This is a genomic window from Maribacter flavus (genome assembly GCF_008386635.1).
Taxonomy (GTDB): Bacteria; Bacteroidota; Bacteroidia; order Flavobacteriales; family Flavobacteriaceae; genus Maribacter; species Maribacter flavus.
Genome location: NZ_VUOE01000001.1, coordinates 1660440 through 1685750, shown reverse-complemented (window position 1 = coordinate 1685750; position 25311 = coordinate 1660440). Strand labels below are relative to the sequence as shown.

The window sequence follows — 25311 nt, the reverse complement described above, 5'->3', positions numbered from 1 at the left end:
AAAAAAATACCAAGAAGGAAAAATCAAGGAAGTTTGAAACTATATAATAAGGAAAAATACAACGATCTTGGTCTGGATACCAAAGCTCCTTCAAGTGGTTACAGAGCCCTTAATAAGGATGGTACGTTTAACGTTCATAAAGAAAATGTTTCCTTTTTTGAGGGAATGAATATTTTTCATTCCCTGGTTTCCATGTCATGGCTTCAATTTTTATTGGTTCTTGCCCTAGGATATTTTACGATTAATCTGGTTTTTGCATCCCTTTATTTATTAATTGGAACGGAGCACTTGACCGGGATATATGGCACGACCAAATTGGATCAATTCATTGAAGCTTTCTTTTTTAGTGCCCAGACCATTACCACCTTGGGATATGGCCAAATAGCACCTTTAAACCTAGCCGCTAACATTGTCGCCGCTTCAGAATCGCTTTTGGGCCTGTTGCTGTTTGCCTTGGCCACCGGACTTATGTATGGAAGGTTTTCAAAACCCGTAGCCAGCATTAAATACAGTTCCATTGCCGTAATTGCTCCATATAAAGAGATAAATGGCTTTATGTTCCGGGTAGTGAATCCCAAAAAGAACCAATTATTGGAGGTAGAAGTGAACGTAAACCTTTCCTTAAAAAGAGCGAATTCAGATTTACGCGATTTCTACTCCTTGGAACTGGAGCGTTCCAAGGTAGTCTTCTTTCCCACCATGTGGACCATTGTGCACCCTGTTTCCAGTGAAAGTCCAATTTATGGATTTAATCAACAAAATCTTATTGAAAAGGAAGCCGAGTTCATTGTTGTCATAAAAGCATTTGACGAGTCATTTTCACAATCCGTCTATTCTCGATCATCCTACAAGGCCAATGAAATAAAATGGGGAGCCAAGTTCACATATCTTGCCAAGAGGGATGATACAGGCCTATCCATTGATGTGGGAAGAATTGATGACACCTTTGAAATAGACCTGAACCAATAATCAGACTCCTAAAAACAAAAAAGCCACACTTTCGTGTGGCTCTGGTGGAGAATACCGGATTCGAACCGGTGGCCTCTTGCCTGCCAGGCAAGCGCTCTAGCCAACTGAGCTAATCCCCCATTTTGCGTGGCAAAGGAAATACTTTTTCAGAACGTATCAAAATCCATCCTAATCTTTCTTTGTACTCAATATCAATACAGGGATGGGGACTGAGAACTCAGATTTTAAAATAGTACTCTTCTCCCAAAGCTTTTTAAAGAAGCCCCGCTTTCTTCTAAAGACACACAATAGTTCCGGGTGTTTGGATTGAAAATGCTCCAATACGCCCAAATAGGTAGTCGCATTTTCAGTGATTGTCAACTGGGAGCTTATGTCCATCAAGGCCGTATTTATCTTTAAATCTTCATCTGAATATCCCGGGGTCTTCACCAATAATAAATTAACCTTGGATCGATGCTTTTCAGAAATGGTAATCAAGGGATTTAAGATTCTTTTCCTTTTTAGGATACCAGATCTAAAGGCGACCAATATATTATGAAATGGCTTGTACTGGGTTCCTTTGGGTACGACTAAGGTTGGGATATTTGTCTGTTTTACGATTTTACCAGATGTTGGACCCAAATAGACTTCCTCCCGTATGTCATTGCTTCTAGGAGCTAGAATGATCAAATCTATACCAAGTTCCTTATCGATTTCCACAAGTCCATCTACCAATTCCCCATTATAAGAAGCAATTTTTATATCGATTTGTTTTGCATCGATCTGTGCGATTACTCCCTTTAAACGCTCCTTTCCACTTTCGGCAACTTTTTCCGAAACATTGGCCAAGGTTCCTGTTTTGGAAGTAACGTTAAAGACTTCCATTACATAAACCTGGGCACCAAAATCGGTTGCAAAGTCTACGGCATATTGTAAGGTTTCGCTGGCATCGGGAGATGTGCCAATGGGAACAAGGATATTCTTCATGGTGGTTTTGTTGTTAATTCCTCTAAATTTACAATTTTAATACATCGGATGGTGATTCAGCCTGCAAAGATATCGGAAATTCCAGAAATTCTATCCATGACAAGGGCCTGTAGAGTGCACATGGAATCCAAGAATATTTTTCAATGGACGACAGAATATCCATCCGAGGAAAAATTCCTTTCAGATATAGAAAGGCAGGAATTATATGTCCTGAAGAAAGAGGAACATATTATTGGGTGTATTGTCATCTCTACGCTCATGGACGAAGAATATAAGGAGGTCGCCTGGTTATCGCCCAATTCCAAAAACCTGTACGTTCATAGATTGGCGGTACATCCAGAGAATCAGGGAAAGGGTTATGCCCAACAACTGATGGACTTTGCAGAGAACTATGCCCGGGAAAACGATTTTAAATCTATCCGGTTGGACACTTTTAGTCGGAACAAAAGGAATCAGCGATTTTATGAGGCAAGGGGTTATAAAAAATTGGAGGATATTTACTTTCCAGAACAGAGTACCTACCCCTTTCATTGTTATGAACTTGTAGTGTAAAGCCATTTTGAAATCCACTGTCACCTTAAAAAGAATCAATAGCCTGGCCATACCGGCCACGGTTGCTGGAATTGCAGAACCCCTGCTTTCCATTACCGATACGGCGATTGTTGGTAATATTCCCGTAGACGGGCTGGAATCACTTGCGGCGGCCGGAATCGTAGGATCCTTTTTATCTATGCTTATTTGGGTGTTGGGTCAGACCCGAAGTGCCATTTCGGCCATCATCTCCCAATACCTGGGAGCGGGAAAACTCGAAGAGGTAAAGACCTTGCCCGCACAGGCCATTTACTTAAATATAGCCCTGAGTGTGCTCATTTTGTTGTCCACCGTATTTGTAATCCGTGAGATTTTTGAGCTATTGAACGCCTCCGGTAAAATTCTGGAATATTGCATCAGTTACTACTCCATTCGGGTTTGGGGCTTTCCCCTTACCCTTTTCGTATTTGCCGTCATGGGTATTTTTAGAGGGCTGCAAAATACCTATTGGCCCATGGTCATCGCGATTACGGGAGCGGTACTCAACGTGATACTGGATTTTCTTTTGGTCTATGGGGTAGATGGAATTATTGCCCCCATGTATTTGGACGGAGCGGCATGGGCGAGCCTTATCGCACAATCCGTTATGGCCATTATGGCACTATGGCTCCTATGGAAAAAGACCGAAATAAGTCTCGTAATGAAATTTCCGATACATCCAGAATTGGGACGCTTGGTGATAATGAGCCTAAACCTTTTTGTAAGGGCCCTGGCATTGAACACCGCCCTTATTCTGGCGGTACGGGAGGCGACCGCCTTGGGCGATAAATTCATAGGTGCACATACCATTGCCATCAATCTTTGGCTTTTTTCGGCATTTTTTATCGATGGCTATGGAGCCGCTGGAAACATTATGGGGGGAAGGCTTTTGGGAGAAAAGAACTATGCCGATTTATGGCTTTTGGCAAAGAAAATTGTGAAATATGGAATCTATGTAAGCTTGGTCCTTATGGCGGTATCCTTTCTGTTTTATAAACCAATAGGCCGACTCTTCTCTAACGAGGAGCTGGTTTTGAACGCTTTTTATGGTGTATTTTACATTATCATAATAGGCTTACCGATAAATACCATCGCCTTTGTTCTTGACGGAGTCTTTAAGGGTCTTGGCGAAATGAAATACCTGCGAAACACATTGCTCATCGCTACGTTTTTAGGATTTATACCCGTGCTTTTCTTAGGGAGGTATTTAGGTTGGGGGCTTGCGGGCATTTGGGTAGCGTTTACGCTGTGGATGTTGATACGGGGTGGGGCCTTGGTTCTTAAATTCCGAAGAAAGTTTCGACCCCTGTTACAAAACCATTAATTTTGGTGAAAACCTTTTGATTATGGGTACCGATAGGGAAAACGGCAGTCTTTACACCAGTATGAACGGCAATGTGGCGACCATAGAGTTTGGGCATCCCGCCAGTAATTCCTTCGTGGCGGTTCTGTTGGACCGGCTGGCCAAGGAATTTGACAAACTATCAGAAAACAAGGATATACATGTAATCATTTTAAAATCCGAAGGGGAAAAGGCCTTCTGTGCCGGGGCCTCCTTTAACGAATTGATGGCCGTATCCAACTTGGAAGAAGGCAAGGAGTTTTTCAGTGGGTTTGCCCATGTCATCAACGCCATGCGAACCTGTAAAAAAGTGATCGTAGGCCGCGTACAGGGAAAAACCGTGGGCGGGGGCGTTGGATTGGCCGCCGCCTGTGATTATGTATTTGCACATGAAAATGCCGCCATAAAACTATCGGAATTGAGTATTGGAATCGCGCCCTTGGTCATTGAACCGGCCGTGGAACGTAAAATAGGAACTGGCGGGTTGTCAGAGTTGTCACTGGCACCAACCGAGTGGAAATCGGCCTACTGGGCCCAGGAAAAGGGACTGTTTTCCAGGGTATTCGATTCCTTTTCAGAGATGGACAAGGAACTCGACTTTTTCACCCAAAAATTGGCCTCCTACAATCCAGATGGACTAACGGAATGGAAAAAGGTCTTGTGGAAGGGGACCGATCATTGGGGCCAATTATTGATTGAGCGAGCTGCCATTACCGGCACCTTGGTACTTTCAGATTCTACCCGAAATGCGCTTTCAAAATTCAAACAATAGGCAATATGACAAAGTTTATACCGTTGTTGTACGTAACTATTTAACTCCATGGAAATTCTGCAGTTTTTGAACGGGGATCTCATTTTTCCCTTGCTCGCCCTCTTTGTCGTAGTTGTATATTTTGTGAACAGAATACGTACAAGGCGTAAGTTCAAACGCTAGCCTTAGCCATTCCTCAACTTCCAAAATTCAGAGGAAATTCCAAATTAACAGGGATTAGGTCCGCGGTTTTAACCAGACACTGGACATAATCAAGTTTGAACTTGTGCTTGATATTTGTGCTTGAACTTGTATTTGTACTTGATATTTGAGTTTGTATTTGAATTTGAAACTTGAACTTGATCTTATGAACGTGTCTTCAACCAGCCCGTGATACTCAATCGTTGGCGGTTGGCCGGTTTTACCTCGTGTTCAATTTTTTGGCTTTCAAATATGACCGTCCTACCGGGCATTGGAAAAACCCGCTTGGCATATTCCTTTCCATTTTCATCGTTTAGGTAAAGTAACAACTCTCCCCCGTGTTCGGGTAACCAATCGTTCTCGTTCAAATAACACACGACGGAAAGTCTGCGCCCGTCATCATTTTGAAAGGTATCCAAATGCCGTTTGTAAAACTTGCCTTCTGGATATACCGCATAATGAAATTCCTTTTTTAGGATTCCCAAAAAACAGGTCTTGTTGAGATAATCGGAAAGTTCGTTAATCCGATTAAAAAATACGGATTGTACGGAGTTAAGCTTGGCCTCGTCCATCCATAGAATGAAATCGCCCCGTATTTCGGTTTTAATGATTTCATTGGTCCGGTTCCCAATAGCCGCTTTTTTAAAATAGTCCTCTTCATATTTGTGGAGCAGGTCGGCACGTAAACCGTTAATGGTTTCCTCGGGAAAAAACGTATCCATGATACTGTAACCGTCCCTAAGGATATCCTCGATCAATCGCTCAAAAAGCGGATTCACCTCAAAGTCAAGTTGTTCTACCAATCCGGCCATTACGATTTTTTTAAAAAGCCGACAAATGTAATTCTAAAACAGATTGGTTTTACAAATTGAATACCTTTGTACAATCAATGAATTCTTATGGGAACTATTAGGATCACCAAACAGTTCAATTTTGAGACCGGCCATGCGCTGTATGGCTACGACGGCAAATGCCGAAACGTACATGGGCATAGCTATAAACTTTCGGTTACCGTAATTGGAAAACCCATTACGGATACCTCCCATGTAAAACTGGGAATGGTCATTGATTTTGGCGACTTAAAAAAAATTGTCAAAGAGGAAATCGTGGACAAATTTGACCACGCCACGGTATTCAACAAAAATACGCCCCATGTGGATCTTGCCAAAGAGCTTACGGAAAGAGGACATAACGTAATTTTGGCGGACTATCAGCCTACGAGCGAAAATATGGTCATAGACTTTGCCAAAAAAATCAAGGCGAGACTTCCTAAAAATATTGAATTGTTTTCCCTAAAACTACAGGAAACGGAAACCTCCTTTGCGGAATGGTATGCCAGTGATAATTAAGGCACAAACATTTCCTATCTTTATCCATCATGACCACTATACATCTTCCCGAGGGCAAAAAGGTATACTTTGCAAGCGATAATCATTTGGGTGCGCCCAATGCGGGTTCGAGTTTCCCCAGGGAACAAAAATTCGTAAGGTGGTTGGATGAAATCAAAGCCGATGCGGGATCCATTTTTCTTTTGGGCGACCTCTTCGATTTTTGGTTCGAATATAAAACCGTAGTGCCCAGGGGGTTTACCAGAACCTTGGGAAAACTGGCCGAGCTATCGGATGCTGGAATTCCCATTTATTATTTTGTAGGCAATCATGACCTATGGATGAACGGCTATTTTGAGGAAGAACTGAATATTCCAGTGTATCATGCACCCAAACAATACCAGATAAACGAGGTTTCATTTTTTATAGGACATGGTGATGGCCTAGGCCCTCATGACAAAGGGTACAAACGAATGAAAAAGGTGTTTACCAATCCAGTGGCCAAATGGTTCTTTAGATGGCTCCATCCCGATTTGGGCGTGAAGGTCGCGCAGTACTTTTCCGTCAAGAACAAATTGATATCGGGAGATGATGATGCCAAATTTTTAGGGGAGGATACGGAATGGCTGGTACAGTATGCCAAACGTAAACTAGAGAATCAGCACTACGACCATTTTATATTCGGACATCGGCATTTACCTTTGGAAATCGACCTCAACGAAAAATCAAAATATACCAATATTGGGGATTGGGTTACCTATTTTACCTATGCCGTTTTTGATGGGAAGAAACTAGAATTAAAAAAATACTCTTAACCTTTTTAAAAGGATCAACTTCATTCCTTTTCATGATCTTCGATATCCTTGGAAAGGTCCAATCTTCTAAAGGATGGCCATGCCAGAGCTGTTAGCCCAACGGTTAGGATAGTCATACTTCCACCAAAAATAACGGCCGTAACCGTTCCCATAAGTTTTGCCGTAACACCACTTTCAAAAGCGCCCAATTCGTTGGAAGAGCCCACGAACATAGAGTTTACCGATGCAACCCTACCCCGCATATTGTCCGGTGTCTTTAATTGTAGGATGGTCTGGCGAATGATCATGGACACTCCGTCAACGGCACCGCTCACAAATAGTGCTAGGACCGATAGCCAAAAATACGTGGACATACCAAAAACGATGATACAGACCCCAAACCCAAAAACGGCCCAAAGCAGTTTTTTTCCTGCATTTTTATGCAAAGGAAAGCGGGTAGACCCCAACATGGTAATGGACGCGCCAACGGCTGGGGCGGCCCTGAGAATCCCAAAACCTTCAGAACCTACGTGTAAAATATCCTGGGCAAAAACAGGTAAAAGGGCAACGGCCCCTCCAAAGAGTACCGCGATCATATCCAAGGTAAGGGCGCCCAAAATAGCCTTGGTATCGAACACGAACTTTAAACCCTCCTTTAAGCTTTGAAAGACCGGTTCCCCAATTTTGGGGTTCATGATCGGTTTTCGTGGTATTTGGAACAAGGTAATCAATGCCAATACCGAAAATCCAAAAATGACGCACATGGACCAATGTACCCCAATAAAACTAATGGAAAATCCTGCCAGTGCCGGACCTAAAACCGAAGCCAATTGCCAGGTAGAGCTGCTCCACGTGGCCGCATTCGGATAAATTTTCTTGGGCACGATAAGCGCGATTAAGGAAAAAATCGTAGGTCCCAAAAAAGCCCGTACCAAACCTCCCAAAAAAACAAGGGCGTAGATTCCATACAAAATGGTTTTAGTTTCCCAAGTGTCTTCCAAACCGGGCCAACTCAACAAAAATAGACCGAAACTAATCACCGAAAAGCCCAAAATACATCTCACCAAAAGGTTCCGTTTTTCTTTCTGGTCCACGATATGTCCCGCAAAAAGGGCCATCCCCACGGCCGGGATGACCTCCATCAAACCAATGATTCCCAAGGACAATGGGTCCTTTGTTAAGGTATACACTTGCCATTCGATTACGATGAACTGCATGGACCAAGCAAAGACCATGGCAAAGCGCACCAATAAAAAAATATTGAATTCCCTAAATCGCAGGGCCGCGTACGGATCAATCTTTTTGGTCATGCATTCGCTATTTTATATCCCTGATTTTTAGCTGAAGACTGATGTTTCCCTGCCACTCATTTTCATCGATGGAGAATACGGCATCAAAGGGATTCCTACTGGTAACCCTGCCAAGTTTATTCCCAAGATTGAACCCAATGCCGTCAATCCTGTGGCTATCCTCCTGGGTAACTGATACCTTTAAATGGGCATCTTCCTGCCCTACAGTTCTGGCATAGCCCGTATCCACTAGATTTTGGGCCATAAAAACCGGAGCCATATTACCCGGTCCAAAAGGTGCGAATTGGCGGATAATCCGTAATAATTTTGGGGTAATGTCCTTAAGTTCGATTATGCAGTCGACCAGGATTTCAGGAGTTAAGAGGGCAGGATCTATGGTTTCTTTGACCACCTTTTCAAACTGCTCCTTGAATGCCTGATATTGTTCCTCCAATAAGGTGAGTCCGGCGGCATATTTATGGCCACCGAATTGCTCGATACAATCCGAACAACGTTCCAGGGCATTATACACATCAAAACCCTTTACCGATCGGGCGGAAGCAGCCAATTTATCCCCGCTTTTGGTAAAGACAAGCGTTGGTCTATAATAGGTTTCCGTCAATCTGGAGGCCACGATACCAATAACACCCTTATGCCAGTGCTCTTGAAACACAACCGATGTGAATCGGTCCTCCTCCTTGTTGTCCTGAATCTGAAGAAGGGCTTCCTGGGTAATTTCCTGGTCCAATCCTTTTCTATCGGAATTATATTTCTCTATTTCCGATGCAAACCTCATAGCTTTTGAAATATCAGTTTCGGTGAGTAGGTTTACGGCATGTTGGCCGTGCTCCATTCTACCGGCGGCATTGATGCGGGGCGCGATGATAAACACAACATCGGTAATGGTCAGGGTCGATTTTTTAAGTTGTTGTATGATGGCCCTGAACCCGGCCCTAGGACTCTGGTTGATAACCTGTAGTCCATAATATGCCAAGATTCGATTCTCACCGGTTATCGGAACGATATCGGCCGCAATGGCAGTTGCCACTAAATCAAGGTAGTACAACAAATCATCTATAGTTTCACCTCGTCTGGAACCTAAAGCCTGAACCAGCTTGAACCCCACACCACAACCGCAGAGTTCATCATAGGGATAGTTGCAATCCTCCCGTTTGGGGTCCAGAACGGCAACAGCAGCAGGCAAAACCGAATCTGGCCTGTGGTGGTCACAGATAATAAAATCGATTCCCTTATCCTTGGCGTACCCAACTTTCTCCACTGCCTTGATACCACAGTCCAAGGCGATGATGAGGCTAAACCCATTGTCCTCGGCAAAGTCGATTCCCTTGTAGGACACCCCATAACCCTCGTCATATCTATCTGGGATATAGGTGGCCACATTGGGGTAATACGAAAGTAAATAGGAAGATACTAGGGCTACGGCCGTGGTTCCATCCACATCGTAATCGCCATAAACCAGGATATTTTCATTTTCGGCTATGGCCATTTCGATTCGGGCTACCGCCAAATACATGTCCTTCATCAAAAAAGGATTGTGCAATTCCTCCAATTGTGGCCGAAAGAATTTTTTGGCCTCCTCAAAGGTCGAAATATCCCGCTGAAGCAGTAAATGGGCCACGATTTTTTCCACACCCAAGGCATTGGCCAATCGCTCAATCTCAACTTGTTCCGGTCTAGGTTTTATCGTCCAGCGCATTTTCTAAAGCTCAAGTTCAAACTCAAATATCAAGTTCAAAGGGTATCTTGTCCTTGTTTTTTGTTCTTGATAATAGTAGCAATAATTCTTACAAGTTGTTCTACTTCGTTCAACAATTTATTTGGCATAGAGCTGTCCACATAGTTCACCCGGTCCAAGATTTTTAAATTTACCCTGGATTCTTTTAATTCTTTTAGAGTAATCGAGATCTTGTTGATATAATCTTTATCTGAGTTTGCGCCCTGTGCTTCGCCAAAATTCAATGCAGAACTACCACCAGATCTCAACAGTTGGTTACCATAATAATGACCTGTCATATCTGAGGGCATATCTCTGCAGAAGAAAACGATATCCGCTGCAAAATTTACAAGTCTTTCTTCTAAATCAAATTTCCTCTCGGGATTCATCGCTATTCCTTTGAACTTGAACTTGACGCTTGAATTTGAATTTAACTATTGTGAAATATAGTTTTAATATCCAATACAGCAAATCTTCTAAACATCTCCATTACCCCGCAATATTTCTCTACCGATAGATCTACGGCGCGTTGTAGCTTTTTTTCATCAAGATTGGGGCCGTGAAAATGGTATTCAATAACGACCTTGTCATAGTATTTGGGATGTTCGTCCGTAAGGTTGGCGATGGTTTCGATATGAAAATCGGTTACCTCAAGTTTCATTTTTTTGATAAGCGCGGCAACATCCAAGCCCGAACATCCCGCCAATCCGGATAGCATCAACGCTTTGGGTCTTACACCGCTGCCGTCGCCACCGTCTTCCTTGGCGATGTCAATCCGTATCGTTTGCCCTGAAGGATTATTGCTCTCAAAGGCCATGTTACCCAACCATTTGGTGGTAATGTGATTTGTTGTACCCATAATTTTTTGTTTCTTGTGGACTACAAAAATACCATAATTAACCTCCAAAAAATAGCCTATGGCACTTGTAAATCCTTTGGACCCCAGCCACGACCCCGAAACAAAAAAATTGGCCAAATTCTTCAACGAGACTTTGGGCTTTTGCCCTAATTCCGTATTGACCATGCAGCACCGGCCTGCCATATCCAAAGCCTTTATCAATCTCAACAAAGCTGTCATGGCCAATGAGGGAAGGGTCACTTCGGCATTAAAAAGAATGATTGCCTGGGTAAGTAGTAACGCTACGGGATGCCGCTATTGCCAGGCCCATGCCATTCGGGCCGCCGAACGTTATGGCGCAGAACAGGAGCAACTGGACAATATTTGGGAATACCGTACCCATCCAGCTTTCTCCGATGCGGAAAGGGCCGCATTGGATTTTTCACTGCAAGCCTCCCAAGTACCCAATGCCGTGGATGCCGAAATAAAAGCACGACTGTACAACTATTGGGACGAAGGCGAAATTGTGGAAATGCTAGGGGTAATTTCCCTATTCGGTTACCTAAACCGATGGAACGACTCCATGGGAACTTCCATTGAGGATGGAGCGGTACAAAGTGCCGACCAATATTTAGGCAAACATGGTTGGGAGAAAGGGAAGCATGATGGCTCTCTGTATTAGTTAAAAGTTTATGGTTGTTGGTAAAAAAGTGATTTTTCTGTCACTTCGAGCGCAGTCGAGAAGTAATTTGTTTTTAAAACCTGCTCATTTACACCACAAAAGCCCTAAACAACCAAATCGTCAACATTCCCCAAAAGGTACCGGTTGCCATACTTAAAATGGCCAACACTATGGCATGGGGCATCCACTTGAGGTTATAGGCCGCCGTAACCGCCGGAGCCGTGGCAATTCCGCCTACATTGGCCATACTGGCGATAGGCACCCAGGCCATGTTTACGTTCAGCAATTTGGCCACCAAGACCATAAAAATAAAATGTCCCAAAAGCCACACGCATAAAAACCCGAAAAAAGGTAGGTTGAAGCCCAACGTGGCAATCTGCAATTTCAATCCCAAAACCGCCATCACCACAATAATTAGGATTCCCCCTGCCTTTAGGGCGAATCCAAAGTTCCATTTCGGTATAAAATTGCTCAATCCCAACCCTACAAACGAAAGTAGCACCACTTTTACAATGAAGCTGTCAATAAGGTAATTGCTAAAAACCACAATGATCAAAAGCACCAAGGCACATAACCATGGATTCCATTTGCTTCCCTTTTCCAAACGGATATCCTCTGGAATGGCAACATCCGATACCCTAAACCACTTATTTAATATTTCACTCTTTTTGATGGTCTGGAACATCAAAATCGTCCAGACATTCACCAAAATATTGTCCATCACCAAAACCGTCAAAAAGATATTCTCCGGGCATTCCACCAACTCCTTTAATACGAGCTGACTCGTACTTCCCCCGATCCAACTGCCCACAATGGGCGGAATGCCCATCCAATAGTTTTCCGTTACCAAGGTCTTTGAAATCAACTCGGATTCTGAAAAAAGTAGCATAAGGACTATCGGGAAAACCGCTATAAAAAAAGAGCCCGCCAGAAAAACCAATATCGGCTTATACCCTATGGACTTCAACTGACCCAAGGACAAACTACTCATCACGGCGATAATGGCCAAGGGAATAAAGTAATCCCGGCTGAAATTATGGATTTCAGCCTGGGAATAGTCTACGTTGAAAACATACGAAATAAGGGCAGGGATAATATAGGCCAACAAAATGGCCGGTACCCAATCGAACAAAGATTTTATATGCCTATTTTCCCATCGGTCCAAAAAATAAACCGCAATCACGGTAAAACCGGAAATAACCCATGGTACCCACATGGGTTCAATTTAAGCTAAATTTTATTTCAAATGTTAAAATTGAGATATAGCATTACCCGATTTTTCACTTCTACCTTCCCATTGTTCAAATTTTGGGCTATGGGCAGCATACTTGAAATTCCCAAGGCAAACCTATTGTAATTGGCCTCGAGCCCCAATCGGCCAAAGTAAACGTCCCCGCCCGTATCGTTAACCAAAAGTCCAAATTCCTTGTTTTTTTCAAAAAATTCAGCCCCAAGACCCAATTGTGGTGTAAACGACCAACTATCCGATAGGTAATAGGTCTTAAAAGTATTAACGGCCAGGTTCCATTGATTCCCAAATAGGTATGAGACACTATTTTCCGTTTTTATGGTATAGTTTACAAGCGCGGAAATTCCCCAATTTCTGTGGGTAAGCCCATAGTTGGCCGCTAAAATATAGTCCCAGCTACCTGTTCCCAACTGAAAACTAGGATTAACACTGCCCTCCAAATTTTCTTCCTTAAAACTTCCCGTGGGTGCTTTGACCCCTCCTCCCAATTGCAATATATGCTTGGGCTTAATGGAAATTATACTATCAGGAAGGGGGGCGATCAATTGGTAGTAGGCAAGTACGGTTGCATCGCCGATACCGCTGATTGTTTGTTCCGAGTTATCCGAAAACCTTCGGTTGTGGGAATGAAAGGGAATCAACGTATTGACCAAAACCCTCTTTCCTATGGGGAAATTCCCCCAGACCTGCACGGTGTTGAAATTTTCGTTTATCCAAGGCGAATTGGCAAAAATACCATCGCGCGACCGATATTTCTGACCAATGTACCGTAACCCTATAAAGTTATTGTTCAACCCGGTCCCAAACCCCATACTACCACCATTACCGCCACATCCACAGGTGTCACAAAAATCCTCGAACATGGTACCTGCCCAGATACATGGATCGGTATTGGTACCGTTTATTGATTCGTTGGCCCGCAAAAAGGAAGCAACGACCAAGAACAAAAGAAAGCTTATGTATTTTTTCATTATCAATATTCTGAAAATCGTTTATCGTTGATAAAAGTGTCGTCCGTTAAAGTTTGTAAGAAGGCCAAGAGTCCTTCCTTTTCCTCATCATCCAATGGAATACCCAGTTCTTCCCCATTTCTCAAAGTCTCGTCCAAGGTTGGGGAATCTACCATGCCCCGGGTATAAAAATTAAGAACGGATTCCAAGCTGCCAAACCTACCATCGTGCATATAGGGCGCCGTTAGGGCAACATTCCTGAGGCTAGGAACCTTAAACTTGTAATTGTCACTTGCCTTGCCACTGACCTCCGCCCTTCCCAAATCGTTCAAGGAAGGATTTGGGGGCAGACCGTTGTTCCTAAAACTACTATCGGTGAATAAATCCGTGGCGTGGCACGATGCACATTTTTCATTAAATACATCCAAACCATACGCCTCTTTTTCAGTGAACTGTACACCATCTTCCCCTCTTATGTATTTATCATATTTGGAATTGGAAGAAATCATCATGACCATAAATTGGGACAGCGCCTTTAAAAAATTCTCGGTACTAACGCCACCCTCCTCAAAGGCGGCCTCAAAGGCCCTTTGATATTCACGGTCGGCTTGAATCTTTGTCATGACCCCAGTCATGGTCTCGCCCATTTCAACTTCATTGGTAATAGGGATAATGGGAAAGAGGTCCAAGTGGGACGTGGCACCGTCCCAAGAAAACTCATTCAAAAAGGCCATGTTCGCTACTGAAGGTGTATTCCTTGTGCCCGATAAATCGTTCACCCCGTGACTAAACTGATGCCCGTGATGGGTAAAGGCAAAACGTTGTTCATGGCAAAATCCGCAGGAAATAAATCCGTTGGAGGAAAGTTTGCCATCATAAAACAATTTTTTACCCAGTTCAAAACCGAATTTTGTTGGCGGGTTGCTCTCAATGTCGTAGACCATTTCCGGAAAGTTTTTGGGAACAGTGAACGCCAATTGTTCGTTTTCTGCAAAGCTGGCATATTCGTCATCATTGGAGCAGGACATAAAAACGCCCAGCATCAAAATGCTATATAAAAATTTCATCCTTACTTTTTTAGTGAAGAAAGTTGGGCTGCCGTAACAGCCCAATTCCATATTAGTGTGTGTCACCAGTACCATTATGCACATGGTCCACCGTAAACATGCCCGACACGTTCGCCGCCACTTTTGGGGATTTTTCCTCACTTACCATGATAACGGCCTGTTCGGAGAGGGAAAGTTTATTGGCCCCGTCCAAAATGGCATTCGCATCTGCCACCAAATGGATTATTGGGGTCATTTCATCACTTACCAAAGCTTCCGTTCCCAAATTCAAGGTAACTTCCTTGTAGTTGTCCAAACTTGAGCCATGACTGCCCATATGCACCTTGAAATTAGTTGGCTCAGTTACGGATTGGGAAGTAAAAGTTCCTTCAAAGTTCAAGAATTTATATCCTGCCTGCCACGCCCACATCATATTGGTAGCTTCGGCCTTGGCCAAAAAAGTACCTTGGCCTTCGGCTCCTTGTAGGTATTTCTCTTGGTCTACACCAATGCCAAATGTTACGGAAACATATCTGCCCGCCGGAATGTTCGTCAAGGAGATTTCAGTTTCTCCAGTCTCCTCACTGGTTACAAAATAGCTATCATCCTTAGGATATGTAAATTTCTCGCCCTTGTCATTGGTAAGGGTAAAATTACTAACGATATAGTTGAGCCGTGTAATGGTCAAGACCTCGTTCTGTGAATTGGTATAACCGGAAGACCCCAACAACAGGTCATCTGAACCAACGGCATTGTCAAAGGAAAGTTTTACGATACCTTCCCCTGTCAATTCTTGCATGTTGTCATCGTCACTGCATCCTACAAGGATAATTATGGAAAAAAGGGGCAATAATAGCTTATATATAGTTTTCATCTGTTTATTTTTAATGTTTGTCATAGGTCATATGCAATTCGCCATCCCCACAGCTATAGGGACATCTCAATGGGTATCAAGACTTGTTATGGTTCATTTCATACTAGTTTATATTAAGGCAGGGCCACTAACTTTTTTTGTGCCCAAACCGAATGAATTGAATACGCAAATGTTCCCTGATGCAACTTAATCAGCAAAAGGTTAATTGCTAAAGGCCACCATCTTCATCTACAATGAAAAAGGTATTCCAATACGCTATTTAAACTAAAAAATTGGGAGGGTGAAAAATGGAAGAAACATGTTGCCCTAGGTAACTGTTACTCCAGGGTAATGCGTTTTTTTTGGTGAAATCCGATGAAAAAAAGGAGGGTTCAAAAATACTTACGAATCCAATCGGGTATTCCCTTAAATCTGCCGAAGGAACATCCTGATGCTGTTTTTCCTTTTGTTGCTCTTTGATCATTTGGGCCAAGTAACATTTACCATCACAATTAAGCATGGGCTTGTCCTTGTTGATACAAAGAACCTCGGCAATATAATCTTGGTTATATAGATACTCCAATACGGGCATTACCGGCTTTACCATGGCCATAAAGTATAGTAAGGTAAAAAGTAATGACAGATTTTTTCTCATTTCTGAATTTCGCCGCCAAGATACACAGTCCTACTGGAAAATTATAGCTTATGGCAAGAATTAACAATCACGAAATGATATCGCTTCATTCAAATGTTAAGAAGGAAATACTTACTTTTTCCCCCCAACCACAATCACTATCTCTCCTTTTGGAGGCTTTTCGGTGTAATGCTTTAGTACTTCCTCGGCGGTGCCACGGATGGTTTCCTCGTACATTTTGGTAAGTTCCCTAGAAACGGAAACGGGCCTGTCCACACCAAAATATTCCACAAAATTGGCCAAGGTCTTTAGCAGTTTATGCGGGGATTCGTAAAAAATCATCGTTCTGGTTTCTTCGGACAAAAAAGTCAGTCGGGTCTGTCTTCCTTTTTTAACTGGCAAAAAACCTTCAAAAACAAATTTATCATTGGGCAGGCCACTGTTAACCAAGGCGGGTACAAAGGCCGTGGCCCCGGGCAGGCATTCCACTTCCACACCCGCTTCCACACAGGCGCGGGTCAATAAAAACCCAGGATCGGAAATGGCGGGCGTCCCCGCATCTGAAATCAAGGCAATTGTAGTACCTGCCTGGATGCGATCCACAAGTCCGGATACGGTTTTATGTTCATTATGCATATGATGGCTCTGCATGGGCGTAGATACCTCCAAATGTTGTAAAAGCTTTCCACTGGTACGGGTATCTTCGGCCAAAATCAAATCGGCCTCCTTTAAGACCCGAATGGCCCTTAAGGTGATATCCTCCAAATTGCCAATGGGCGTAGGCACAATATATAGTTTTCCCATGGTTACAAAAGTAAAGACCCAACACCAAGTGCTGGGCCTTATTGCTATAAAAATACCGTCGCTTTATAAAAATCTACGTTCTATGAGTTCCATAAACCGCATCTCATACTCTTCCTTTCCTTCCCAATTATCATAATCCGGTTTTACCATATTCTTAATGAATGATACGGAACGCTCATGGCTGTCGATGGTACTCAATTGGGACAATACCCTATTGTAATCCTCTGCACTGCCGTTAAAAAGATGTTTTATAAAACCGAGCCTGTTGTTAAGATCTACTTGAAGTTCCCTTGTTGCCAATCGCTCGTTCAAGGATTTAGGGGTCTCCTGTTTTTTGGAAGTTGGCGGGGGCATGAACAACTCCTTGTCGTTCTTCATCAAATCCGGTTTGGACATGAACTCCGTCAAGACTTCTTCCAAATTTTCAGAATTGGGCATTTCTGAAACCATATCCTTTATGGTTTCCATACCCGGTGTCATGATATCCTCCTCATGTGGATTGCTTTCGGGAACAGAGGTATTGGCGCGCATCACGGCATTCGCCATTTTCTCGAACTTTTCGGCAATGATGTTTTTGGAAACGTCCACCTGAATGTCGTTCAGTTCCTCTTCTATAAACTTGAGTACCGCAATCTTCTCGTAAAGTTTCTTGGCAGCTTCGTACAAGTCCGTAATATCATTTATCTCCCTGGAAGTAATGATGTCCGTGGACATTTTAATCAAATCTGCCCTTAATTTTTCCTTCATAACTACAAATTAGTTTATTCCGCGCGAAAGCCGCTCCTTTTTTTAATAACTTTAAGATTCTATAAATAGAACGGAAAAACCCCTTATTTTCGTTTAAAAATACAAAATGTTTCTCGAAAATACCGTTAATCACCAGGAACAATTCGGCTGGATAGAAGTCATTGCCGGGTCCATGTTTTCGGGCAAGACCGAGGAATTGATACGCAGGCTAAAACGGGCACAGTTCGCCAAACTCAAAGTGGAGATCTTTAAGCCCATGGTGGATACCCGATACGATGACGATATGGTGGTTTCCCATGATGCTAACGAAATACGCTCCACGCCGGTACCGGCAGCCGCGAACATTCGTATTTTGGCCGACACTTGCGATGTTATTGGCATAGACGAGGCACAGTTTTTTGATGATGAAATCGTTACCGTTTGCAACGACCTTGCCAATAAAGGGGTTCGGGTAATCGTTGCTGGGTTGGACATGGACTTCAAGGGCAACCCATTTGGACCAATGCCGGCGCTTATGGCCACGGCAGAATATGTGACCAAAGTACATGCCATCTGTACGAGAACCGGGAATTTGGCCAATTACAGCTTTCGAAAATCCAACAACGACAAGCTTGTCCTGTTAGGTGAAACGAACGAATATGAACCCCTAAGCCGTGGTGCCTTTTACAAGGCCATGTTAAAGGAAAAAGTGAAGCATATGAAGGTAGATTCTGTGGAAATCGAAAATCCCAATAGAAAACCAAATGCCTAAGGCCCTGGAGACCGTTCTGGAAATAGACTTGAAGTCCCTGGAACATAATTATCGTTTTCTTCGGTCCAAATTAAATCCGGGCACCAAATTTCTTTCGGTCGTCAAGGCCTTTGCCTATGGTAGCGATGCGGACCAAATTGCCTTGAAACTACAGGAACTGGGAACCGACTATTTTGCCGTGGCCTATGTAAAAGAAGGCGTTGCCCTGCGTAAAGCTGGGATTACGAAACCCATTTTGGTACTCCATCCCCAACCCGTTAATTTAGAAACCCTCATCGAGTTCCAGTTGGAACCCAGTATGTATTCCTTTGGGATCCTGAACCAATTCACTGCGTTATTGAATCGGAAAAAAATCAATCGATATCCGGTACATATCAAGTTCAATACCGGATTGAACCGATTGGGATTTGCGGAAAAGGACGTTGAATCCCTTTTGGAGCTATTGGGAAATAAGGATACTTTGAAAATTGTTTCCCTATTTTCCCATTTAGCCGCCACCGAAGACCCTAAGGAAGAAGCGTTCACCAAAAAGCAGATTGCCAAATTTGAAGAAATAAGTGTTGAAGTAACCAATCGGTTAAAAATTCAACCCATAAGGCATATTCTCAACACTTCTGGAATCCTGAATTATCAGGAAGCACAATACGATATGGTACGAAGCGGAATAGGCTTGTACGGTTATGGAAATGAAGCTAAATATGACGCGGAACTGAAACCCATCGCAACCCTAAAAACCATCATTTCCCAAATCCATCACCTAAATCCCAATGATACCGTAGGCTACAATAGGGCCTATGTTTCAGGGTCGTCCAGGGTCTCTGCCACTCTGCCCATTGGCCATGCAGATGGTATTGGAAGACAATATGGCAAGGGCAAAACCTTTGTGTTGGTCAACGGTCAAATGGCGCCAATTATTGGAAACGTCTGTATGGATATGATCATGATCGATATTACGGATATCCCCAGTAAGGAAGGGGATGAGGTGATTCTATATGGCCCTGAGCTATCCGCCCATGAAGTGGCAAAAACCGCGAACACCATTTCCTATGAGTTGATTACAGGGATTTCACAACGGGTAAGAAGAATATATTCCAGTTAAAATTTGATTTATTTCACATTTTATTAAGAATTATTTTTTCTTACATTGCATCCCTATAAACCAATAAAACACTAAATCATGCTAAAAGAATTTAAGAATTTTATTATGACCGGAAATGTCATTGACCTGGCAGTTGCGGTTATACTTGCCGGGGCCGTTGGTCTTGTTGTCAACGGGTTCGTTTCAGATATAATGATGCCGATCGTAGGACACTTTGCCGGTGGTCTGGACTTTGCCGACATGAAAATCGTATTGGACGAAGCTGTTGTAGGTGCCGATGGAGAGGTTACAAAACCAGAAAATGCCATTATGTACGGAAAATGGGTCAACGCCATCATCAACTTGATTACCGTAGGCTTTGTACTGTTTATGATCGTTAAGGCCTACAACAAGACCAAAAAGAAAGAGGAGCCTGCTCCGGAAGCACCAAAAGGCCCAACAGCCGAGGAGTTGCTTATGGAAATTAGGGACGCCTTGAAAAAGTAATTATCCCTTTACAGGATAAACCGCTGCACCGCAGTCTAACTTTAAAAACCGTCAACATTGCTTCGCTAGCAGTTTGGCGGTATTTTTTTATCCGATAGTCAGATTTAAAAACACTCTAAAAGCTAGGGAGACAATCAATTTAGGACTTTACAAGGCTGGATTATAGGTTTTGCACAAAATGTTATTTTTAAAACTTTTTGTTATATTTTAATTATTAATTCCGAATTCCCTTGTCCAAGTTAGGGTAATACCTATTTTTGCGCGAGAATTTTAAACTAAAGAATTATGAAGGTAGCTGTAGTTGGCGCCACGGGCATGGTAGGTGAGGTGATGTTGAAGGTATTGGCCGAACGCAATTTTCCCATTAGTGAACTTTTGTTGGTCGCCTCGGAACGATCTGTAGGCAAAAAAATGCCCTATAAAGGTGAGGAATACTCCATTGTTGGATTGGCTGATGCCGTGGCGGCCAAGCCGCACATCGCCATTTTCTCCGCAGGTGGGGATACCTCATTGGAATGGGCACCAAAATTCGCGGAAGCTGGAACGACCGTTGTTGACAACTCATCCGCTTGGCGTATGGACCCGGATAAAAAATTAGTGGTTCCGGAAATCAATGCCAATGTTTTAACTAGCAATGACAAAATAATTGCCAACCCAAACTGCTCTACCATACAATTGGTCATGGCACTTGCCCCACTTCACAATAAATATAAAATGAGACGGGTCATTGTATCCACATATCAATCGGTTTCCGGTACGGGGGTGAAAGCCGTGCGACAATTGGAGAACGAAATCGCAGGGGTTACCGGCGAAATGGCGTACCCGTATCCCATTGGAAGAAATGCCCTTCCCCATTGTGATGTATTCCTAGAAAACGGGTATACCAAAGAGGAAATGAAGTTGGCCAGAGAGCCGCAGAAAATATTGGATGACAGAACCTTTTCGGTTACTGCGACCGCCGTACGGATTCCAACTTCCGGAGGACATTCAGAATCCGTCAATGTGGAGTTCCACAATGATTTCGATTTGAACGAAGTCAGACAAATCCTAAACGACACGCCAGGCGTTACGGTCCAGGACAACCCGGACACCAACACCTACCCCATGCCCATCTACGCACATGATAAGGACGAGGTTTTCGTGGGAAGGATTCGTAGGGACGAAACAAATCCCAACACTTTAAACATGTGGATCGTTGCGGACAACCTTAGAAAGGGAGCGGCCACGAATGCGGTCCAAATTGCGGAATATTTGGTGGAGAAAGGTTTGGTTTAAACCCACCCTAAAGAATGTTAAAACCTTCAAAACACGCCTGTTTTGGAGGTTTTTTTGTGGTATTTTTAATCCGACTAATTTTAAAAACCATGCGAAAGATCCTTTTCTTTTCCTGCGCTGCCCTAGCTTTGCAAGCCTGCAGGACAGAAACAAAAAAAGAACCGATTGTTGTGAACTATCCTGAAACTGCCAAAGTCGACACCGTAGACACCTATTTTGGAACCGAGGTTAAAGACCCGTTCCGTTGGTTGGAGGATGACCGAAGTCCGGAAACCGAAGCTTGGGTCAAAAAACAGAACGAGACCACTTTTGGGTATTTGGAAAACATCCCTTATAGGAACGACCTAAAAAAACGGTTGGAAAAACTTTGGAACTATGAAAAAGTAAGTGCCCCATTTAGGGAAGGCGACTATACGTACTTCTATAAAAATAATGGGCTACAGAACCAATATGTGGTCTATAGGAAAAAAGGGGATGCCGAAGCCGAGGTGTTCCTGGATCCCAATACCTTTTCGGAGGACGGTACCACCTCCTTGGCCGGTTTGGAGTTTACCAAGGACGGATCCCTGGCAGCCTACCTTATCTCGGAAGGGGGAAGTGATTGGCGCAAGGCCATCGTGCTGCGTACGGAAACCAAGGAGGTTGTTGAGGATACTTTGGTCGATATCAAGTTCAGCGGAATTTCATGGAAAGGAAATGATGGATTTTATTATTCCAGTTACGATAAGCCCGAAGGCAGTGAGCTTTCCGCCAAAACGGACCAACACAAGGTCTACTACCATAAATTGGGAACCCCACAATCGCAGGACGAACTTATTTATGGCGGTATCCCCACGGAAAAACACCGCTATGTTGGGGCCAGCGTTACCGAGGACGAAAAATACCTTGTCATATCCGCATCCGTTTCTACCTCAGGAAACAAATTGTTTATTCGCGATTTACAGGACCCCAACGGACTCCTGATCCCCATTGTGGATGATACGGATTCTGACAATTACATCATTGAGAATGTAGGTTCCAAACTCTACATCGTAACCAATAGAAATGCACCCAATCAAAAAATCGTTACCGTGGATGCCAAAAATCCTTCCCCGGAGAATTGGGAGGATTTTATTCCCGAAACGGAAAATGTATTGAGTCCCAATACGGGAGGCGGCTACTTCTTTGCCGAGTATATGGTAGATGCCATATCCAAAGTATTTCAGTACGATTACGAGGGAAATTTGGTGCGAGAGGTACAGCTTCCGGGTGTGGGAAGCGCCAGTGGTTTTGGCGGGAAAAAAGACGAAAAGGAATTCTATTTTTCCTTTACCAATTATAACACTCCCGGTTCGTCCTATAAATACAATGTAGACACCGGGGAGTACGAGCAATATTGGAAACCGGAAATCGATTTCGATCCAGATGATTATGAATCCAAACAAGTTTTCTACGCTTCCAAGGACGGGACCAAAATCCCTATGATCATCACCCATAAAAAAGGCATCGAATTGAACGGAAAAAACCCCGCCATTCTTTACGGCTATGGCGGTTTTAATGTAAGTCTTACCCCATCGTTCAGTATCGTAAATGCCGTTTGGATGGAACAGGGCGGTGTGTATGCCGTTCCCAACTTACGAGGTGGTGGGGAATATGGCAAGAAATGGCACAATGCGGGTATCAAGACCAAAAAACAAAATGTGTTTGACGACTTCATCGCCGCTGCGGAATACCTCATCGAAAACCAATATACCTCCAAGGAATATCTGGCCATCCGCGGGGGTTCCAATGGCGGACTTTTAGTAGGTGCCACCATGACCCAGCGTCCTGATTTGATGCAAGTGGCCCTGCCTGCCGTAGGTGTCATGGATATGCTTCGCTATCACACGTTTACCGCCGGAGCCGGTTGGGCCTATGACTATGGTACTTCGGAGGAAAGTGAGGAAATGTTCAACTATCTCAAGGGCTACTCCCCCGTTCATAATGTAAAGGAAGGAACGGCGTATCCTGCAACCTTGGTCACTACGGGCGACCATGATGACCGCGTGGTGCCTGCCCACAGCTTTAAGTTTGCCGCGGAGCTACAGGAAAAACAGGCCGGGGACAATCCAACCTTGATTAGAATCGAGACCAATGCCGGCCACGGTGCGGGAACTCCTGTGAGTAAGACCATAGAACAATATGCCGATATTTTTGGGTTTACCCTTTTCAATATGGGCTTTGAGGAACTGCCCAACCAATCCGTATTGAAGGAATTCAAGGAATAAGGGTTTAAATCAATAATTAAATGGAAAATCCGTTCTTATTTTTGGAACGGATTTTTTGTGCCCAACAGAACAGCACACTGGTTATGCTACGAATAGAAAATGTTTCTTTTGGTTATAATGCCGATACCGTACTGGAAAACATAGACCTTAGGGTCCAGCGCAGGGAACATGTGGCCCTCATAGGGGAGAGCGGGTGCGGGAAAAGCACCCTTTTAAAAATTCTATATGGCCTGATGGATTTGGAACAGGGCCAGATCTTTTGGGAAGACGAACCTGTTCTGGGACCGGCCTACAATCTGGTGCCTGGTGCCCCGTTTATGAAATACCTTTCCCAGGATTTTGACCTGATGCCCTTTACAACCGTATCGGAAAATATCAGTCAATATCTTTCCGTTTTCTATCCGAAGGAATTAAAGGAGCGTACCCAGAAACTTTTGGAGATGATCGAGCTTACCGATTTTGCCGATACCAAAGTGAAAAACCTTAGCGGGGGGCAGAAGCAGAGGGTAGCACTGGCGCGTGTATTGGCCCAAAAACCGGAAATTCTTCTCTTGGACGAACCTTTTAGCCATATAGACAACTTCTTGAAAAACAGCTTACGAAGAAACATTTTTAAATATTTAAGGGACCATGGTATTACCTGTATTGTGGCTACGCATGATTATCAGGATGTGCTCCCTTTTACGGACAGGGTAGTAGTACTAAAGGACAAGACCGTTTTGGCCAAAGGAAAACCCATGGACCTGTATACAAACCCTAAAAGCCTATATATTGCCTCCCTGTTTGGCGAGGCCAACAGTATTTCTATCGATGTGCTAAAATCCTACGCCAACACCAAGCGAAAAATCATCGTCTATGCCCATGAGTTCAGGATTTCTGAAAATTCCGGCATCACTGTTTTCGCCAAAGAATCGTATCCTATGGGCCCTTATTATTTGATCGAAGGAGCGTCGGAAGAAGGGGAAACCCTATTCTTTCACTCCCCCTATCCCTTGGAACCGGAAAAGAAAGTGTATCTCAACGTTTCCATCGAAACCATAAACCAACGATTGCAAGGAGGAACGACAGTTTAACGATAAAATAGGGAAATGGGCCAATTCTCAGCAAAATTTTGCCCTTCCATAAACTAATCCGCACTTTGGACCGTTATTGGGTTCATTTACAATTAATACGAATTATGAAAAGAGTACATCTTATCCTGACCCTAGTCGTTTTTACCTTACTACTAGCGCCCCTTTTTATCAACTAAGAACGCACTCCCAGGTAGTTTCTTACCTTTGTTCAAAACAACTGATTGGACAAGGAAGGAATTTTAAAGGAACTACAATTCAAGGCCATTCGCAGTAGCGGGCCAGGCGGACAACATGCCAATAAGGTGTCCTCCAAGGTGGAGCTAACCTTTGATGTAGTAAATTCATCGGTTCTTTCCGAAACCGAGAAAACACGTATTTCCAAAAAATTGGCTTCCAAATTGACGAATGAAGGGGCCTTGTTATTGCAATGTGACGAATCCCGCAGTCAGCATAAGAACAAGGAACTGGTCGTTGAGCGGTTTTTTGCACTTTTGGAAGCCGCACTTAAAGTTCCCAAAAAACGAAAAGCCAGTAAGCCCTCCAAATCGGCCATAGAAAAGCGGTTGAAGTCCAAGAAAGCCAATGCCGAAAAAAAAGCGAATCGGTCCAAACCGGAATTATAGAAGAACAGCT

27 protein-coding genes and 1 tRNA gene are annotated in these 25311 nt (G+C 43.5%); 14 read left to right on the top strand and 14 right to left on the bottom strand.

Going from position 1 to position 25311, the window contains the following annotated elements; translation table 11 throughout:
• The first annotated feature begins 33 nt into the window (after positions 1-33).
• Positions 34-969, top strand: coding sequence for an ion channel (locus tag F0361_RS07310; RefSeq protein WP_154917844.1), 936 nt, complete (start codon positions 34-36; stop codon positions 967-969).
• 42 nt (positions 970-1011) lie between these two features.
• On the opposite strand, the gene F0361_RS07305 is transcribed toward F0361_RS07310, so the two are convergent.
• Together F0361_RS07305 and F0361_RS07300 are read right to left on the bottom strand one after the other, a co-directional pair.
• Positions 1012-1088 (bottom strand) — tRNA-Ala (locus F0361_RS07305).
• Between the two features lie 49 nt (positions 1089-1137).
• On the bottom strand, positions 1138-1935 hold the full coding sequence (locus F0361_RS07300; protein WP_138256771.1) for a universal stress protein: 798 nt from the start codon (positions 1933-1935) through the stop codon (positions 1138-1140).
• 51 nt (positions 1936-1986) lie between these two features.
• Here F0361_RS07300 and F0361_RS07295 point away from each other — a divergent pair, with 51 nt between their 5' ends.
• The 3 genes from F0361_RS07295 to F0361_RS07285 are packed head-to-tail and all read left to right on the top strand — an operon-like array spanning position 1987 to position 4619.
• The gene (locus F0361_RS07295; protein WP_154918523.1) at positions 1987-2487 is read left to right on the top strand and encodes a GNAT family N-acetyltransferase; all 501 of its coding nucleotides are present in this window, start codon (positions 1987-1989) and stop codon (positions 2485-2487) included.
• Positions 2488-2494: 7 nt separating this feature from the next.
• A complete protein-coding gene (locus tag F0361_RS07290) occupies positions 2495-3829 on the top strand; it encodes an MATE family efflux transporter (RefSeq protein WP_154917843.1) in 1335 nt (444 codons plus the stop codon).
• 22 nt (positions 3830-3851) lie between these two features.
• Positions 3852-4619 carry an enoyl-CoA hydratase/isomerase family protein gene (locus tag F0361_RS07285; RefSeq protein ID WP_154917842.1) on the top strand — a complete coding sequence of 256 codons (768 nt, stop codon included), beginning with the start codon at positions 3852-3854 and terminating at the stop codon, positions 4617-4619.
• Positions 4620-4963: 344 nt separating this feature from the next.
• On the opposite strand, the gene F0361_RS07280 is transcribed toward F0361_RS07285, so the two are convergent.
• Complete coding sequence (locus tag F0361_RS07280; protein ID WP_154917841.1) at positions 4964-5611, bottom strand: 2OG-Fe(II) oxygenase; 648 nt, start codon at positions 5609-5611, stop codon at positions 4964-4966.
• Positions 5612-5698: 87 nt separating this feature from the next.
• Here F0361_RS07280 and F0361_RS07275 point away from each other — a divergent pair, with 87 nt between their 5' ends.
• Together F0361_RS07275 and F0361_RS07270 are read left to right on the top strand one after the other, a co-directional pair.
• Positions 5699-6148: a 6-pyruvoyl trahydropterin synthase family protein gene (locus F0361_RS07275; protein WP_154917840.1), complete on the top strand. Its 450-nt coding sequence runs from the start codon at positions 5699-5701 to the stop codon at positions 6146-6148.
• A 38-nt stretch (positions 6149-6186) separates the two neighbouring features.
• Positions 6187-6942 carry a UDP-2,3-diacylglucosamine diphosphatase gene (locus F0361_RS07270; protein ID WP_154918522.1) on the top strand — a complete coding sequence of 252 codons (756 nt, stop codon included), beginning with the start codon at positions 6187-6189 and terminating at the stop codon, positions 6940-6942.
• A gap of 20 nt (positions 6943-6962) precedes the next feature.
• Here F0361_RS07270 and F0361_RS07265 read toward each other — a convergent pair whose 3' ends face one another.
• From F0361_RS07265 to F0361_RS07250, 4 genes are read right to left on the bottom strand one after another with little or no spacing between them, the layout of a single operon-like run.
• Positions 6963-8231, bottom strand: coding sequence for an MFS transporter (locus tag F0361_RS07265; protein ID WP_154917839.1), 1269 nt, complete (start codon positions 8229-8231; stop codon positions 6963-6965).
• 7 nt (positions 8232-8238) lie between these two features.
• Positions 8239-9927, bottom strand: coding sequence for a single-stranded-DNA-specific exonuclease RecJ (recJ, locus tag F0361_RS07260; RefSeq protein ID WP_154917838.1), 1689 nt, complete (start codon positions 9925-9927; stop codon positions 8239-8241).
• 35 nt (positions 9928-9962) lie between these two features.
• Complete coding sequence (locus F0361_RS07255; RefSeq protein WP_154917837.1) at positions 9963-10334, bottom strand: four helix bundle protein; 372 nt, start codon at positions 10332-10334, stop codon at positions 9963-9965.
• Positions 10335-10375: 41 nt separating this feature from the next.
• Positions 10376-10804 (bottom strand): OsmC family protein, encoded by a 429-nt coding sequence (locus F0361_RS07250; protein ID WP_154917836.1) that lies wholly within the window; start codon positions 10802-10804, stop codon positions 10376-10378.
• 58 nt (positions 10805-10862) lie between these two features.
• Here F0361_RS07250 and F0361_RS07245 point away from each other — a divergent pair, with 58 nt between their 5' ends.
• Entirely contained in the window at positions 10863-11465 is a 603-nt protein-coding gene (locus F0361_RS07245; protein WP_154917835.1) for a carboxymuconolactone decarboxylase family protein, read from the top strand.
• Between the two features lie 88 nt (positions 11466-11553).
• Here the strand turns inward: F0361_RS07245 and F0361_RS07240 are convergent, their stop codons facing one another.
• The 7 genes from F0361_RS07240 to F0361_RS07210 form a co-directional block, all read right to left on the bottom strand.
• On the bottom strand, positions 11554-12681 hold the full coding sequence (locus F0361_RS07240) for a DUF819 family protein (protein ID WP_154917834.1): 1128 nt from the start codon (positions 12679-12681) through the stop codon (positions 11554-11556).
• Positions 12682-12707: 26 nt separating this feature from the next.
• Entirely contained in the window at positions 12708-13685 is a 978-nt protein-coding gene (locus F0361_RS07235) for a transporter (RefSeq protein WP_154917833.1), read from the bottom strand.
• Between the two features lie 2 nt (positions 13686-13687).
• A complete protein-coding gene (locus F0361_RS07230; protein WP_154917832.1) occupies positions 13688-14731 on the bottom strand; it encodes a cytochrome-c peroxidase in 1044 nt (347 codons plus the stop codon).
• Between the two features lie 52 nt (positions 14732-14783).
• A complete protein-coding gene (locus tag F0361_RS07225) occupies positions 14784-15584 on the bottom strand; it encodes an MbnP family protein (protein WP_154917831.1) in 801 nt (266 codons plus the stop codon).
• 259 nt (positions 15585-15843) lie between these two features.
• On the bottom strand, positions 15844-16218 hold the full coding sequence (locus F0361_RS07220) for a hypothetical protein (RefSeq protein ID WP_154917830.1): 375 nt from the start codon (positions 16216-16218) through the stop codon (positions 15844-15846).
• 111 nt (positions 16219-16329) lie between these two features.
• Positions 16330-17001 carry a 16S rRNA (cytidine(1402)-2'-O)-methyltransferase gene (gene rsmI / locus F0361_RS07215; RefSeq protein WP_154917829.1) on the bottom strand — a complete coding sequence of 224 codons (672 nt, stop codon included), beginning with the start codon at positions 16999-17001 and terminating at the stop codon, positions 16330-16332.
• A gap of 63 nt (positions 17002-17064) precedes the next feature.
• Positions 17065-17748 carry a hypothetical protein gene (locus F0361_RS07210; RefSeq protein ID WP_154917828.1) on the bottom strand — a complete coding sequence of 228 codons (684 nt, stop codon included), beginning with the start codon at positions 17746-17748 and terminating at the stop codon, positions 17065-17067.
• Positions 17749-17854: 106 nt separating this feature from the next.
• On the opposite strand from F0361_RS07210, the gene F0361_RS07205 reads away from it, so the two are divergent.
• The 7 genes from F0361_RS07205 (at position 17855) to arfB (ending at position 25301) form a co-directional block, all read left to right on the top strand.
• Positions 17855-18499 (top strand): thymidine kinase, encoded by a 645-nt coding sequence (locus F0361_RS07205; protein WP_154917827.1) that lies wholly within the window; start codon positions 17855-17857, stop codon positions 18497-18499.
• A complete protein-coding gene (gene alr, locus F0361_RS07200; RefSeq protein WP_154917826.1) occupies positions 18492-19598 on the top strand; it encodes an alanine racemase in 1107 nt (368 codons plus the stop codon). The genes F0361_RS07205 and alr overlap by 8 nt, the downstream gene beginning before the upstream one ends.
• A 78-nt stretch (positions 19599-19676) precedes the next feature.
• Positions 19677-20084: a large conductance mechanosensitive channel protein MscL gene (gene mscL / locus F0361_RS07195; protein WP_125221951.1), complete on the top strand. Its 408-nt coding sequence runs from the start codon at positions 19677-19679 to the stop codon at positions 20082-20084.
• 285 nt (positions 20085-20369) lie between these two features.
• Positions 20370-21359, top strand: a complete 990-nt coding sequence (locus F0361_RS07190; RefSeq protein ID WP_154917825.1) for an aspartate-semialdehyde dehydrogenase — start codon at positions 20370-20372, stop codon at positions 21357-21359.
• Positions 21360-21448: 89 nt separating this feature from the next.
• Positions 21449-23605, top strand: a complete 2157-nt coding sequence (locus F0361_RS07185) for a prolyl oligopeptidase family serine peptidase (RefSeq protein WP_154917824.1) — start codon at positions 21449-21451, stop codon at positions 23603-23605.
• Positions 23606-23625: 20 nt separating this feature from the next.
• Positions 23626-24678: an ABC transporter ATP-binding protein gene (locus tag F0361_RS07180; protein ID WP_317131730.1), complete on the top strand. Its 1053-nt coding sequence runs from the start codon at positions 23626-23628 to the stop codon at positions 24676-24678.
• 221 nt (positions 24679-24899) lie between these two features.
• Positions 24900-25301: an alternative ribosome rescue aminoacyl-tRNA hydrolase ArfB gene (arfB, locus tag F0361_RS07175; RefSeq protein ID WP_154917823.1), complete on the top strand. Its 402-nt coding sequence runs from the start codon at positions 24900-24902 to the stop codon at positions 25299-25301.
• Positions 25302-25311 lie beyond the last annotated feature (10 nt).